The organism is Roseburia sp. OM03-7AC, from assembly GCF_003462625.1.
In the GTDB taxonomy this organism is placed as follows: domain Bacteria; phylum Bacillota; class Clostridia; order Lachnospirales; family Lachnospiraceae; genus Roseburia_C; species Roseburia_C amylophila.
In genome coordinates this window covers 951,153-965,051 of the sequence record NZ_QTZJ01000001.1, presented here as the reverse complement: position 1 = coordinate 965,051, position 13,899 = coordinate 951,153, and the positions used below count along the sequence as shown (strand labels likewise).

Genomic DNA, 13,899 nt, shown 5'->3' with positions numbered 1-13,899 from the left:
AGAATATGACATAATTCTATACAAAAAATATATATACTTACATTCAACGCAAAAGAAAAATCACATGCATGAAAAGACAGGGGAAGGTCATAATAAGGGCAGCAAAAGAATAACAGGGGGTGCAGTTTGTGGCAGATAAGGATTTCCGCAAGCTGAAACGCTGGGAGTTGATTGAAATTATAGAGGGACTCCAGAAGGATTTGCAGGAAACTACAGAAGAAAATGACGGGAATAAGGACAAGAAAATAGAATTAGATGTGGCACTTCAAAGTATACGGGCGGAACAGGCTCACAGAGAGAAGAAGCAGCATCTTTTCAGTGCACTCGGAATACTGCTTGTGGTGGCAGCAATTTCAGTATTGATTGCAACAAGATTAGTACCGGTATTGCAGGTTTCGGGCAAGAGCATGGAACCGGCATTAGAGAATGGTGAACTGGTAGTAATAAAGAAAACCACAAAAATCAAACAGGGAGATATCATCGGCTTTTACTATCAGAGTAAGATTCTTGTAAAAAGGGTCATAGGAACTGCAGGTGATTACATAGATATAGACGAAGACGGCAATGTATATGTAAATGGTGAAAAATTAGATGAACCATATGCAATAAAGAAAGATTTAGGGGAATGTGATATTGATTTTCCTTATCAGGTGCCGGAAGGCAAATATTTTGTGATGGGAGACCATCGTTCAGTATCGGTTGACAGCCGGAGTTCAGCCATTGGGTGTGTGGCAGAAGATCAGATAATTGGAAAGGTGGCTTTTCGATTCTGGCCATTGAGTAAAATGGGATTCCTTAAATAGGGAGAGATAGGGATATGCAGGAAAATGTAAGAAAACATGTAAAGAAAGCAGAAGAAAAGAGAAAAATCCGCAGAAGAACAAAAATTTTACTGGGGATATGCTGCGTTCTTGTGGCGGTGGGTGTAGTCTGGGGACTGATTCTTCCGGGACTTGCAGCAACAGGAAATAAGGAAACAGAGCAGATATCAGCCGGAGGCACGATTAGTGAGCGTATTAACTTGAGCGTTTCACAGAAGAGTCCGGATGATGGGAAAAATGGACAGATTCTGTATGCAACCGTTAGTGCAACCAACTCAAATCCGACAGATACAGAGCTGGTACCGGTTCGTATCCGGATTAGTGATTTGCCGGAAGGAGTTACATTGACCGGTTTTGAAGAAAGTGATGTTATGCAGGTTACTTATAAAGCGGTCAGTGAAACAACAGAAGAAACACTGGAAGTAAAACTGGTAGAAGAGGATAATGAGACTTACATAGAGTTTGAACCACCAGCAGGTTCAACCGTTTCCTTCGATTTGCAGTTTAATTCCTTAAATGGAATTATGGAAAAGGATTCCAAGGTAACATTGACACCGGAGATTCCGGATCAGAAAGACAATGATGTGATTTCTGAACCGGCAGAATTAATCTGGCATGGAACGAATCTCTGGCAGGATTTGAAAAAAACTGTCAGCAAGGAAATTATTCCGGTGAATGGAAAGACCAATACGCTGGAAGGAACATTAGATTATAGAATCACTGCAAACAGTATGAATCCATGCGGAGTTGGTGATACTGGAGCAATCTGGACAGATCATGTAGAGTTGAGTGATGTATTGACATTACCGGATGGAATCAGCTTTCCGGAAGGAACCAGGGTCAGTGAAGATGGTGTTTCCATTGTGGATAGCAATGGAAATGTGATTTTCCAGTTTACTGATCTTCAGGGAGGAACCGTTACAAGCCTGACATTGGATGGAAAAACTGTTACATATAAGATTAGTGTGCCGAACCAGTATATGACAAATGGTGTGCCAACAAGAGAACAGGAGCATCTGAATGTAAGTGCAAGTCTGAATGTATCAAAATTAGTATTAACAGATAATTACATTACAGTAGCCGCAGAAAAAGTAAAAGAGGATGTAATTACAAATCATGTTGATTTTGAATCTGTTCCTTATAAAGAATATGAACACATAAAATTGTCTGCAGATGTAAAGTCAAGACCGGAAATAAAAGAGGACTTTAGAATTGTTAAGACGGCGGATAAGAAAGAAGTAATTGCCGGAGATACCATTAATTATACGATTACGCTAGAAAATACGGGAAACAATCCGATTAAAGGAGAAGCTTCAGATGGAAGCGTTTATAAGGTGACAGATAAATTGCCGGAGCATCTGACATTGACATCGGAGCAGATACAGGCAATCCATGATAAAGGAGCAGAGTATGACGAAGCAGCCAGAACAATAAGTTTTACACCTGGTACATTAAAAGCCGGTGAAAAGGTCTCATTTACTTTTGCAGCTAATGTAAAAAGCCAGGAAGAAATGGCAAAGTATAAAAATAATACTTCCATTCATAATAAAGCTTCTTATAAAGATAAGAGTTCAACAATAACGGTTGTTTATAAAAAACCGGAGCTCAATATTGTAAAGAAAGTGGAAGAACCAGGTGACGGGTTACATGTAAAAAATGGTGATTTAGTTACTTATACGATAACGATTGAAAATATGGAAGATTATAAAACCATTGAGCAGACGTTAGAAGATACTCTGCCAAAAGGACTTATTTTCCAGTATGTTATAGATAAGAATGGAGCACAGGTTCCGGAGGGCGAGACGGATTTTGTGGCAGAGTCAACCAATGCGACCGGTGGATGCCGCAATGTTGGCTTACAGATAAATGATAAAACACTGACATTTTCTCTTGGCAGGCTGAATGCAAAGGAGAAGGTGACCATTAAGTATGTATGTAAGGTTGATGTTAATGAACTGCCGGAGGCTTCTGATTATCATTTTAAGAATTATGTAAAGAGTACTTCAACCGGTGAGAATTCTGAAATTGTAATTGAGACTGAAAATCCGATTACAGTAGATAAGAAGGTTAATGGCGGGGAAGGTGGAGAAACCTTTAAAGCAGAGGAATTATTTAAATACAGCATAACGATTACAAATGCTGATGGAGATGCCGCATATAAGAAAGGCGGACTGTCATTGACAGATGATATGCCATATCATGTCTTTCCTTCGGATGAATACAAGATTTATAAGGCAAAGCAGGCAGGAACGTTAAATTCCAGATATCCTAAAAATGATGAGGAACTGGTAGAGGCTGGTATCAGCTGGAAAGAGTATGTAGAAAATACATCTGACTGGGGAACTTATTATACAAAAATAAATGGTGAATACGTGCAGATAAGGAGATACTGGATTGGCAAGAGCAATGGAATGAATATCAGTGCACATAAAGGAATCCGTTTAATCTGGAAGATTGGCACCATGTTACCGGGTGAGGTAATTGAAAAAGAATTCAATGCTTACATTTATATGGATGATAAAGAGAATGAACAGACGGGAACCTTTACTTATATCAATAGTGCAACCGTAAATGGAATGAAGGATACAGTAACGGTAAAAGGGAAACCGGAAGGAAAAAAGGAGCTGGATCAGGCGGTAGATGTGCAGAAGAGTGTGTGGGCAATTCTGGATCAGTTCCATCAGTGGAAGACCAGCCAGTTAAAAGATAAGTCCATATTCTCTAAGAGTGTAAATGAAGGAAATTATCTCGGAAATTATGTGATTTACAATATTACAGTAACAAATACAGGAGAAGATCCCGTTCATATTGATACATTGGAAGATCATATGGCGGATGGTCTGGAATATATTGGAATACGTCCGGGCCTGGGATATACGCTTCCGGTTCGGATTGAAAAGAGCTATAGTGAACCGATTAAGTCAAACGACTGGAACATGGCACAGGTAACCAATATCGATGGCAGAAGTCTGGTAAGGGATGTTACCATTGCAATGACCAATGATGATAAGGAAAATCATATGGTTACCTTTACGATTGGAGACGATGGCAAAGGTTATGATTTGCCGGCAGGAAAGAATCTTTCATTCTTTGTGATGTGCAAGGTAAGTAAAGACGTGGAATTAGATGTTCCAATTACCAATACCGTGGATTTACTGGTAGATAAGGATGTGGAATATCGTGAGAATCCGAATGACATTACAATGAGAGGAACCAGGGATGATTCCAGACAGAATAACGGCACATCGGAAGATAAAGGAATTGTAGGAGAAAAGCGTGTTATTTCGTCATCTGTAATGATAACACCGAAGGATGTAATTGTTCCGGGAATTACCAAGAAAGCAGTGTCCTATATACCATCTGGTAAAAATGTGGAAAATGCTGTTGAATTGGAAGAGAAGGACAATATACAGCCGAATGTAACGACAAAGTGGCTGTTGGAGTTACGCAACGATGGAACCATTCCGATCTGCGATTATACAATTAAAGATTCTGTTCAGTCTCCATTCCATATATTGTCGAAAGAAGAGGCAACCAATAAAACCCTTCACCTGGGACTTGACAAAAATGCTTTTGTACTGACCATTTATGATGAGGATGATAATGTACTTCATAAGTATGATTTGTCGGAAGAAGTATGGAAGCTGATACCGGATAATGCGACCCACGAGTTTTCACTGTATCTGGAGGGAAAAGAATATCAGATCCCTGCAGGTGGAAAAGCGGAGTTTACGGTATATACCAGAAATACAGTATATGAGAACAAGATTTATGAAAATACTGCATATCTCCTGCCGGATGATCCGTTTGATGATAACAGTGTAAAAATGGGAGAACTGGTGACGGATGACAGTGGAAAATATATTGGAGTAAAAGCTTCTGATTGTGTTTATGCATTGGGTGATTACGGTTCATTCTCATGGAAAACGGTAGAGGAAACCGGTAATTCAGATAACCGGGGAAGCGGCTATCTTGGACTGGAAGGAAAGAATTACATTTATCTGGATGAAGATGGAAAAGATGTGATTTACACCAACAATATTGAAAATGTCAGCAATAACTCCTTTACACAGATGGTTATTGTAGACAGTATGCCACATATAAATGATACCGGAGTACTGAACCAGAAAGAAAAACGAGGAAGTGAATTCTCTGTTGCATATGCCGAAGGACTGGAACTCTTGGTAACTGAGGAGAGCGGCACAAAACGGCAGATGGAAGAAGGCGTGGATTATTTTGTGGAATTTTCAAATCTGGTAAGCTTTACTGAAGCTGATATGTCGGGTACTTCAACAGAACAGTGGCATTCCTTCTGGCAGTCAGATGATGTGTCCTTCCGTATAAAGATGGCAGATACCTTTGCATTAAAGAAGGGCTGTATTCTTACCATGAAATATAATGGAGTAGTAGGAGAGAATGCAAACCCGGGTGAGACTGCATGGAACAGCTTCGCATACCAGTATACGGCAGAAGTAAACGGAAATGAAAAAACACTGCGGGCAGAGCCTCCAAAGGTCGGAGTAAAGATTTATAAGAAACCGGTAATTGAGAAAGACGTTCTGGATGCGTATGGAAATGAACTTCCGTATGATCAGACAAAAACCTTTACTTTTGCATTATATAAGGGTGATTCAATGGAGGAATCTGATTATATTACAGAATTTACCGTATGCCAGGGTGGATCGGTTGCATTGAAGACCATTACAGACCAGAATGGCAATAAGGCGTTGGAAGATGGTCAGGTCTACACGGTGAAAGAAAAACTGGTAAATGGTTATGAGTTAGTTGGAATAGGTCAGAAGGGTACAGAATTAAGCAAAGAAAATAAATATACCTTTACCTATTATGATAATCTTGATAGTATTTCGATTCAGGTTAAGAATCAGGAATACGGTTATGAACTTCCGGCAACAGGAGGAACAGGTACTACTGTTTATACTATAGGTGGTGCAGCAATTATGCTTATGTCATCCCTGTTGTATGGATACCGGATGAGACGGAAAAGAGAAAGGGGGGCAGGCATATAAAGCCCCCTTTTGAGGAAATCCGTTTCAGGTATCAAATATATTAAAAGGTCAAAGAAGGAGAAAGAAGATGAAAAAATTGAAAAAACTTTTTGCAGCAATGGTTGCAATGGTTATGGCATTTGCAATGGGTGTTACTGTTTATGCAGCAGACATTACAATTACAAATGGCGCAGCAGGTTCTGAATATGCGGCATACAGATTGCTGAATGCTACAGATGGTGGTGAAGGAAAATTTGCATACACATTAAATGATAAGTATGCAGCAGCATTGAAAGAAGTAACAGGAAAAACAGAAGATAAGGATGTAATTAATTACATTTCAGGATTAGATGCAGATGGTATTCGTGCATTTGCAGATGCAGTATTTGCAAAAATCAAGACATTAGAGCCGGAAGCAAAAACATCCGATGATAAATTTAGCGGTGTTGATCAGGGTTATTACCTGATTGCAGAAACAAAAACAGGTGATGAAGGTGATACCTATTCCCTTGTTATGTTAGACACAGCTGGAAATGACAGCGTAACTGTAACAACAAAGGAAGACAGACCGGAACTTGAAAAGAAAGTAAAAGAGAAAAATGACTCTACCGGTGCAGAAAGTGACTGGCAGGATGCAGCAGATTATGATATCGGAGATAACGTACCATTCCAGTTAACCGGTACGGTAGATGCAAAATATGATAATTATGGAAGTTATTATTATGCATTCCATGATACCATGTCTGACGGACTTACTTTCAATGCAGATTCTGTAACTGTAACAGTGGACGGAACAGCAGTAACAACCGGCTATGAAGTAGTTACAGAAGATTTAGATGATAGCTGCACTTTTGAAGTTCGTTTTGCAGATTTAAAGAATATCAAAGCAGTAAAAGCTGGAAGTAAAGTAGTTGTAAATTACACTGCAAAACTGAATGAAAATGCAGTAATCGGTGAAGGTGGAAACACCAACGTATCCAAACTGGAATACAGCAACAATCCTTATGGAGATGGCACAGGTGTAACTCCGGAAGATAAAGTTATTGTATTTACATATAATTTAATCGCAAATAAGGTAGACGGTAACAATGCTCCTCTTGAGGGTGCAGGATTTACCCTTTACAAATTAGACAGCACTACAGGTGATTATGTTGCAGTTGGAAATGAGATTACAGGAGTAACAACCTTCTATTTCAAAGGTGTAGATGCAGGCCAGTATAAATTGGTTGAGACAACTGTTCCGGCAGGATATAATAAAGCAGATGATCTTGTATTTTCAGTAGAAGCAACCTATGATACAACATCAGATAATCCGGAATTAAAGACATTAGTAGTAAAGGATGCTTCTGGAAAGGTTGTTTCAGAAGGAACAGAAGCAATCTTTACAGCAACTTTAAGAACAGGTGCTGTATCCACGGATGTACAGAACTTAAGTGGAACTGAACTTCCTGCAACCGGTGGTATCGGTACTAAGATTTTCTATACCGTAGGTGCAATTATCATGATTGTAGCAGCTGTATTGTTAATCACAAGAAAACGTACTGCAAAAAACTAGAATTTTAAGATGAACGGCGGTAATTCACCGGGAATTCCCGGTGAACCGCCGGTTTATACACGAACGAGACTGGAAGAAAATTCCCGCTCGCTGGGACTTTGACAGCATTAGGGAGAAATCTATGAAGAGGACATTAAAGAAATTATTTAAGAAAGATAAACTGAATGTAATGTTAGTGTTTGTTTTTATCATAGGTCTCTCCGTGATGCTGTATCCGCCAATTAGTTCTTACTGGAATTCAAAAGTCCAGTCAAGAGCCGTTGCGTCTTATAGTAATGCCGTAAAATCACTGACAGAAGAAGAAAAAGACACAATGTTAAAAAAAGCTGATACCTACAATGAAAAATTAAAGGATGTGAACCGGCCATTTCTGAATTATGCAGAGGCTGGCGATTATAACAGCATTCTTGATATTTCCGGCACCGGCATCATGGGTTATGTTACAATTGAAAAGTTAGGTGTGGAACTCCCGATTTATCATGGAACTTCGGAAGGAGTATTACAGGTTGCAGCAGGCCATTTAGAGGGCAGTAGTTTGCCGGTTGGAGGAGAAGGCACACATAGTGTTCTTTCTGCACACAGAGGACTTCCGTCTGCAAGACTTTTTACAAATCTGGATAAAATGGAAGCAGGAGATACCTTTACCGTTACCGTATTGGATCGTAAACTGACTTATCAGGTGAATCAGATTAAAATTGTAGAACCACAGGAAATTAATAATCTTACAATTGAAGATGGAAAAGATTATTGTACATTAATGACCTGCACTCCATATGGAATCAATTCTCATCGGCTGCTGGTAAGGGGTGAGCGGATTTCACAGGAGGAAAGCGGTAACTTTGTGACGGCAGATGGATATCTTGTTAATACTTCTGCAGTTGCAATTGTAGTTGCGATTATATTACTGTTCTGGATTTTACTGGGACTTTTGATTTGGCAGCGGTTTAGCTGGAAGAGGAAAAAGGAGTAGGGAATGAAACAGAAATGGAAGCAGAAATTACCTGGAATTCTGCTTGGACTGGTTTTCCTGGTCGGACTGGGAATCTTTGCATATCCGACTGTGGCAGATCAATGGAATAAATACCATCAGAGCAGGGCGATTGCCAGTTATGAAGAAACTGTTGCAGATATGGATGAAGTAGACTATCAGAAGCTTTGGGAGATGGCAGAGGAATATAATTCCCAGATAGGTAATAATACCTTCGATGGGGATGCGTTTTCGCAGGAAGAACAGAATATGAGAGGAAGTAAATACTGGTCCGTATTAAATCCGGGAGATAATGGGATAATGGGATATATTTCCATCCCGAAAATAGAACAGAGACTTCCGATTTATCATGGAACTTCGGAGGCAGTATTACAGATTGGCGCAGGTCATATGTCCGGAACCAGTCTTCCGGTTGGTGGTGAGGGAAAACATAGTGTACTGGCAGCACACCGCGGACTGCCAAGTGCGAAACTTTTTACCGATATTGACCAGCTTGTAGAAGGTGATAAATTCTATGTGCATGTACTGGATAAGGTGCTTGCATATGAAGTGGATCAGATTCTGCCGATGGTAGAAAAGGATGATACGGATACTTTGACAGAGGCAATGAAGAATGTCGAAGGGGAAGATTATGTAACACTTTTCACCTGCACCCCATATGGTGTAAACAGCCATAGACTGCTGGTGCGTGGTCACAGTGTCCCGTATAATGGAGAGGATGATGAGAAGGCAATAGCCAATGAATCTATGCTTCAGACGGTGAAAGATTATTATATGTTATATGCAATACTGGCAGTTGCAACAGCAATTCTGATTACAGTTTTGATAAAGATTATTCGAGATAGAAAAGTTTCAAGAGGTTCTAAGGAGGGTGGAAAATGAAAAAGTTAAAAATAAAGAAAGGGTATATTGCGGGATTACTGACGTTGTTTTTGGCAGCAGCAGGATTACATGTGGCATCTGCATATGCCACCAATGTAATAGATCCGGCAGAACCTTGTACTTTGACTTTATCTGTGCCGAAGGGCGAAGAATATACGGAAGAACTGAATGGGATGGAACTGCATGCTAAAATATATCAGGTAGCGACTGTGGATGCAGCAAGAGAGTACAGCGAAACATCAGAATTTAAATCCCTCTCTTTAAAAGATGCGGTAAATGGAGATGTTACATGGGAAGAGATGACAGCGAAGGCAGCGGAGCTCGCTTCGGATAAAACCCCGGATACAGAATGCACGATTACGGATGGAACAGGAGAGAAAGAACTGAATTCTGGGATATATCTTGTTGTGGTTGAAACTGCATCAACCGGTTTTTATGAGTATAATTTTAATCCAGGTCTGATTGCGTTGCCGGATAATCAGGCATTTCATTCTGCAGGCGCAGAAAACAAATGGATTTATGAGGTTACAGAAAATCTAAAACCGGAACGTTCTCCACGGTATGGAAGTCTTCTTATACAGAAAAATCTTGATAACTATAATGAGACAATGAAAGAGGTAACCTTTGTATTTTCGATAGAAGCAGTAGATGAAAATGGTAATACGGTATACAGTAATGTAGTATCGACCACACATTCATCGGCAGGAACGAAAGCGGCAATTGCAGATCATATTCCGGCAGGTGCAAAAGTTACTGTGACAGAGGTATATAGTGGGGCTGGTTATAGACTGGTAAGTGAGCCACAGCAGACAGCAGAAATCAGTGCGGATGAAATCGTAACAGTGGAGTTTGATAATACATATGACCACGGATTGAATCCGGGCTACGGAGTGACCAATCATTTCGATTATGATGAAGATGAGGGATGGCAGTGGACACAATTACCGGATAATAGTGTAAAGGAAGAATAAAGGAGGCTGGAATATAAGATGATGAAGAAAAAAACAAAAGTGTTCTGGCTGACTGCAGCAGCATTGGTATTCCTTGCAGGGGCAGCAGTGCCACCGGCAATGGCGTATTTTACAACTTATGTGGAAGCGGAAGGAGGATATCCGATTACACTTGGTAATGAAACTACAATAGAAGAAAAAGTTGAAAATATGGAGAAGCATATCGTACTTACAAATACAGGAGAAAGTGATTGCTTTGTCAGAGTAAAGGTATTCGCAGGAAGTCAGATTACATTAACTATGTCCGGCTCGTCATGGAATCAGGGCGAAGATGGCTATTGGTATTATAGTGATATTGTTCCGGTAAGTGGCAATACAGAAGAACTTTTAGCCCAAATAGCAATACCGGAGGAATATAAAGAGAGTTTTAATGTAGTGGTCGTTCAGGAGTGTACACCGGTTCTCTATGAAGAGGATGGAACACCATATGCAGACTGGAACCGGATTGCAGATACCAGGACAGATATAGGAACTGCAGATGCAAGGGAGGCTGGTGAAGAATGAGCCGATTGAAAAAAGTAATGAAGGGAAGAAAAGGAACCTTTTTATTATTGGGTGCAGCAGTACTTCTTCTGGCAGGAAGTGCGGTTGGAAGTGCGAGAGCAGCACTTACTTACTATAGTGAGAATTATACCGCACAGATGGAAATGTATGATATCGGAGTGACTCTGGTGGAAGAATCTGCCAAGGGTTCTAAGGATATCAGCAGCCGTGATTATGCAGGAAGTGATGATGCCTGGAAGCAAAATCAGGGAGCACTTCTTACAGATATGCTGGATGAGACCGATGGAAAGCTGGTAGCCGGAAGAAATTATAAGGAAGCACTTTCCGTAAAAAACAGTGGCAATATTGATGAATATGTCCGTGTGAGAATTTATAAGAGCTGGAAGAATGAGGATGGAAGCAAGGAAACAACACTTGCTCCGAGTTTGATTGAATTAAACCTGACCCAGAATGGCTGGATTGTGGATGAAAATGCATCTACGGAGGAGAGAACTGTTCTTTACTGGCCATCGGTATTGAAGGTGGGTGAGAGTACACCGGAATTTTCTGATACTTTAAAGATTGATAATTCCATTACGTCAAAGGTAACGGAGCATACAACGGAGGAAAATGGACTTAAGACCACTACTACAACATTTAATTATAATGGGGTTTCCTTTCATGTAGAGGCAGAAGTGGATGCCGTACAGACACACAATGCGCAGGATGCGATTAAGAGTGCCTGGGGAGTTGATGTTTCTGTTGATTCCAATGGAAATCTGACATTACTGCAGTAAGGAGGAAACTGAGATGAAGAGAAAATGGATTGGTATCATGGCAGCTCTGGCTCTGGTTGCAGCAGCCCCTGTTCAGGTACAGGCAGAAGAGTTTTCCGGCGGTGATGACTGGAACGTAACGTTTGATGGAGAAAAATTAAACAGCACATTTAAAAATGCAGATATTGATGATGCGATATATCAGCTTCAGCCGGGAGATACGGTAAATATCAGACTGGAGTTAAAGAATACCTATGATGGGGATACGCAGTGGTATATGACAAATCAGGTATTACAGAGCCTTGAGGATTCACAGAGTGTGGCTTCCGGAGGAGCGTATTCGTACATACTTTCTTTTACGGCTCCGGATGGAAGTAACCGTATTTTATACAGCAGTGAAAATGTAGGTGGAGATACGGTAGGAGAAAGTGGTGAAGGTCTTCACCAGGCAACCAATGCAATGAAAGATTATTTCTATCTGGATGAGCTTACGAAAGGTGAAAAAGCAGAGATTGCACTAACCGTAAAGCTGGAAGGTGAGACACAGGGAAATACCTATCAGGATACCCTGGCAAAATTGCAGATGAATTTTGCGGTAGAATTATTATCCAGTGGTTCAACACCATTGTCGAATCATGTCGTTATTAAAACGGGTGATAATAATCAGGTGCTTCTTTTTTCGGCACTTGCTCTGGCGGCAGGACTTGTTTTAGTCGTCCTTTTTGTTGTGAGAGTGAAGAGGACACGAAAAGAAGATGAGGCAGCTGAAAATCGGTTGGAAAAGGAGGAGTAAGGGATGAAGAATAAAATAAAAGAAAGAATGGAACGTATTCTTCACGGAAGTATTTTATTTACAACATTACTTACACTGGCATTTCCGGTACAGGCATGGGCAAAAGTTGGTGGAAATGAAACAGAATATACCTATACAGTAACGTTATGCTCTGGAAATCAGGGATATTTTTCAGATACGAATGGAATTACAGTAGACAATCATATAACAGGTTCTTCTTATCAGATTGAAAAGGAAAGCCAGGGAGAAAAAATAAAAATCAGTGGATTGAAATATGGTGACCGGGTTATGGTTCGGGCACAGTCCTGTATTCAGCTAAAGGAAGATGGAAAATATTATATTGGTGGAATCCGGGAGAGCGGAAGGGATAATAATACTGTTGGAAAATCTGCCTTTGTGGTAGAATCTGATCAGGAGTATGTAGCAGCATATGCAATTGCGGGAAATATGGTAGCATATACTGTGAATTATCAGGATGCCAATGGAAATGCACTTTCAGACAGTGAGACCTTCTATGGTGCAGTGGGTGACCAGCCCGTGGTGGCGTTTAAATATTTTGAAAATTATCGTCCGCAGGCATATAATCTGACGAAAACCTTAAGCAGCAATGAAGCGGAAAACATTTTTACGTTTGTATACACGACGGATACACAGAGTGCGGCAAACAGTGCAAATGCCGGAAATGATGCAAATGCGGCAAACAATGCAAATGCGGCAAACAATGCAAATGCAGCAAACAATGCAAATGCCGGAAACAATGCGAATGCGGCAAACAATGCGAATGCAGCAGATGATGCCAATGCGGATAATAATCAAGGGGCAGATGGAAATGTAAATATTCCGGATGAAGAGACTCCGCAGGAACTGGTAAATCTTGATGATGAGGAAACTCCGTTAGCAGATATGCAGCAAAAGGATGAGAAGACCAAAAGACCGGCAGGAAATATGCCATTGCTGATTGGTGTAGCATCAGCGGCAGTTGCAGGACTTGTGGCTCTTACTGTTTTTGCATTACGAAGAAAGAAAATGAATGTCAGAGCAGAGGCATTAACGAATGGGAAAAACAAAAAGAAAAAAGAGGACAATAGCCAGAATCTGTAGTATGATAGGAGTATCTCTTCTGATATTGGTGATTCTGATTTGCATACCATTGACATTACCAAGGCTTACAGGGTTTGATATTTATACAGTTGTAACCGGAAGCATGGAACCGGCGATTCCGGTAGGAAGTCTTATTTATGTCAGGGAAGAAGCACCGGCAGAACTTATGGAAGGTGAAGTTGTGGCATATCGGAGCGATACAGATGCGGGAATTATCATTACCCATCGTGTGGTGAAGAATCAGGTGGTGTCCGGTCAGCTGATTACCAAAGGAGATGCAAATGAAGCGGAGGATATTTCCCCGGTTTCCTATGCACAGGTAATTGGAAAAGTAACCCTGACCATTCCGGTATTAGGAGGGATATTTGCAGCTATGGTAACCTTTTACGGTAAAATTGTAATCGTCTCAGTTGTATTACTGGCGGCAATTTTATTATATATAGGTACAGATAGCAGGAATATACAGGAAAAGGAATAGGTGTGT

The 13,899-nt window shown here is 40.5% G+C and carries 11 protein-coding genes; all 11 read left to right on the top strand.

Annotated features, from left to right (window positions below; all coding sequences use genetic code 11):
• Nucleotides 1-128 precede the first annotated feature (128 nt).
• A complete protein-coding gene (gene lepB / locus DXB39_RS04730) occupies nucleotides 129-803 on the top strand; it encodes a signal peptidase I (protein ID WP_227701174.1) in 675 nt (224 codons plus the stop codon).
• A 14-nt stretch (nucleotides 804-817) separates the two neighbouring features.
• The gene (locus DXB39_RS04725; protein ID WP_117840805.1) at nucleotides 818-5,848 is read left to right on the top strand and encodes an LPXTG cell wall anchor domain-containing protein; all 5,031 of its coding nucleotides are present in this window, start codon (nucleotides 818-820) and stop codon (nucleotides 5,846-5,848) included.
• 67 nt (nucleotides 5,849-5,915) lie between these two features.
• Nucleotides 5,916-7,382 carry an isopeptide-forming domain-containing fimbrial protein gene (locus DXB39_RS04720; RefSeq protein WP_117840806.1) on the top strand — a complete coding sequence of 489 codons (1,467 nt, stop codon included), beginning with the start codon at nucleotides 5,916-5,918 and terminating at the stop codon, nucleotides 7,380-7,382.
• A gap of 121 nt (nucleotides 7,383-7,503) precedes the next feature.
• Entirely contained in the window at nucleotides 7,504-8,352 is an 849-nt protein-coding gene (locus DXB39_RS04715; RefSeq protein WP_117840807.1) for a class C sortase, read from the top strand.
• Nucleotides 8,353-8,355: 3 nt separating this feature from the next.
• Nucleotides 8,356-9,252, top strand: coding sequence for a class C sortase (locus DXB39_RS04710; protein ID WP_117840808.1), 897 nt, complete (start codon nucleotides 8,356-8,358; stop codon nucleotides 9,250-9,252).
• The gene (locus tag DXB39_RS04705) at nucleotides 9,249-10,223 is read left to right on the top strand and encodes a DUF5979 domain-containing protein (protein ID WP_117840809.1); all 975 of its coding nucleotides are present in this window, start codon (nucleotides 9,249-9,251) and stop codon (nucleotides 10,221-10,223) included. Before DXB39_RS04710 ends, DXB39_RS04705 begins: the two co-directional genes overlap by 4 nt.
• Before the next feature lie 18 nt (nucleotides 10,224-10,241).
• Nucleotides 10,242-10,766 carry a hypothetical protein gene (locus DXB39_RS04700; protein ID WP_022242441.1) on the top strand — a complete coding sequence of 175 codons (525 nt, stop codon included), beginning with the start codon at nucleotides 10,242-10,244 and terminating at the stop codon, nucleotides 10,764-10,766.
• Nucleotides 10,763-11,542, top strand: coding sequence for a hypothetical protein (locus DXB39_RS04695; protein ID WP_117840810.1), 780 nt, complete (start codon nucleotides 10,763-10,765; stop codon nucleotides 11,540-11,542). The genes DXB39_RS04700 and DXB39_RS04695 overlap by 4 nt, the downstream gene beginning before the upstream one ends.
• A 13-nt stretch (nucleotides 11,543-11,555) precedes the next feature.
• Nucleotides 11,556-12,314 (top strand): hypothetical protein, encoded by a 759-nt coding sequence (locus tag DXB39_RS04690; RefSeq protein ID WP_117840811.1) that lies wholly within the window; start codon nucleotides 11,556-11,558, stop codon nucleotides 12,312-12,314.
• Between the two features lie 3 nt (nucleotides 12,315-12,317).
• Nucleotides 12,318-13,415: a MucBP domain-containing protein gene (locus tag DXB39_RS04685; protein WP_199535113.1), complete on the top strand. Its 1,098-nt coding sequence runs from the start codon at nucleotides 12,318-12,320 to the stop codon at nucleotides 13,413-13,415.
• 1 nt (nucleotide 13,416) lies between these two features.
• The gene (locus tag DXB39_RS04680) at nucleotides 13,417-13,893 is read left to right on the top strand and encodes a signal peptidase I (RefSeq protein ID WP_242986144.1); all 477 of its coding nucleotides are present in this window, start codon (nucleotides 13,417-13,419) and stop codon (nucleotides 13,891-13,893) included.
• Nucleotides 13,894-13,899: the final 6 nt, after the last annotated feature.

Bases quoted from the DNA above. Each gene is read 5' to 3' on its own strand.
- DXB39_RS04725 (WP_117840805.1), top strand. From the start codon at position 818: ATGCAGGAAAATGTAAGAAAACATGTAAAGAAAGCAGAAGAAAAGAGA.
- DXB39_RS04720 (WP_117840806.1), top strand. From the start codon at position 5,916: ATGAAAAAATTGAAAAAACTTTTTGCAGCAATGGTTGCAATGGTTATG.
- DXB39_RS04715 (WP_117840807.1), top strand. From the start codon at position 7,504: ATGAAGAGGACATTAAAGAAATTATTTAAGAAAGATAAACTGAATGTA.
- DXB39_RS04710 (WP_117840808.1), top strand. From the start codon at position 8,356: ATGAAACAGAAATGGAAGCAGAAATTACCTGGAATTCTGCTTGGACTG.
- DXB39_RS04705 (WP_117840809.1), top strand. From the start codon at position 9,249: ATGAAAAAGTTAAAAATAAAGAAAGGGTATATTGCGGGATTACTGACG.
- DXB39_RS04700 (WP_022242441.1), top strand. From the start codon at position 10,242: ATGATGAAGAAAAAAACAAAAGTGTTCTGGCTGACTGCAGCAGCATTG.
- DXB39_RS04695 (WP_117840810.1), top strand. From the start codon at position 10,763: ATGAGCCGATTGAAAAAAGTAATGAAGGGAAGAAAAGGAACCTTTTTA.
- DXB39_RS04690 (WP_117840811.1), top strand. From the start codon at position 11,556: ATGAAGAGAAAATGGATTGGTATCATGGCAGCTCTGGCTCTGGTTGCA.
- DXB39_RS04685 (WP_199535113.1), top strand. From the start codon at position 12,318: ATGAAGAATAAAATAAAAGAAAGAATGGAACGTATTCTTCACGGAAGT.
- DXB39_RS04680 (WP_242986144.1), top strand. From the start codon at position 13,417: ATGATAGGAGTATCTCTTCTGATATTGGTGATTCTGATTTGCATACCA.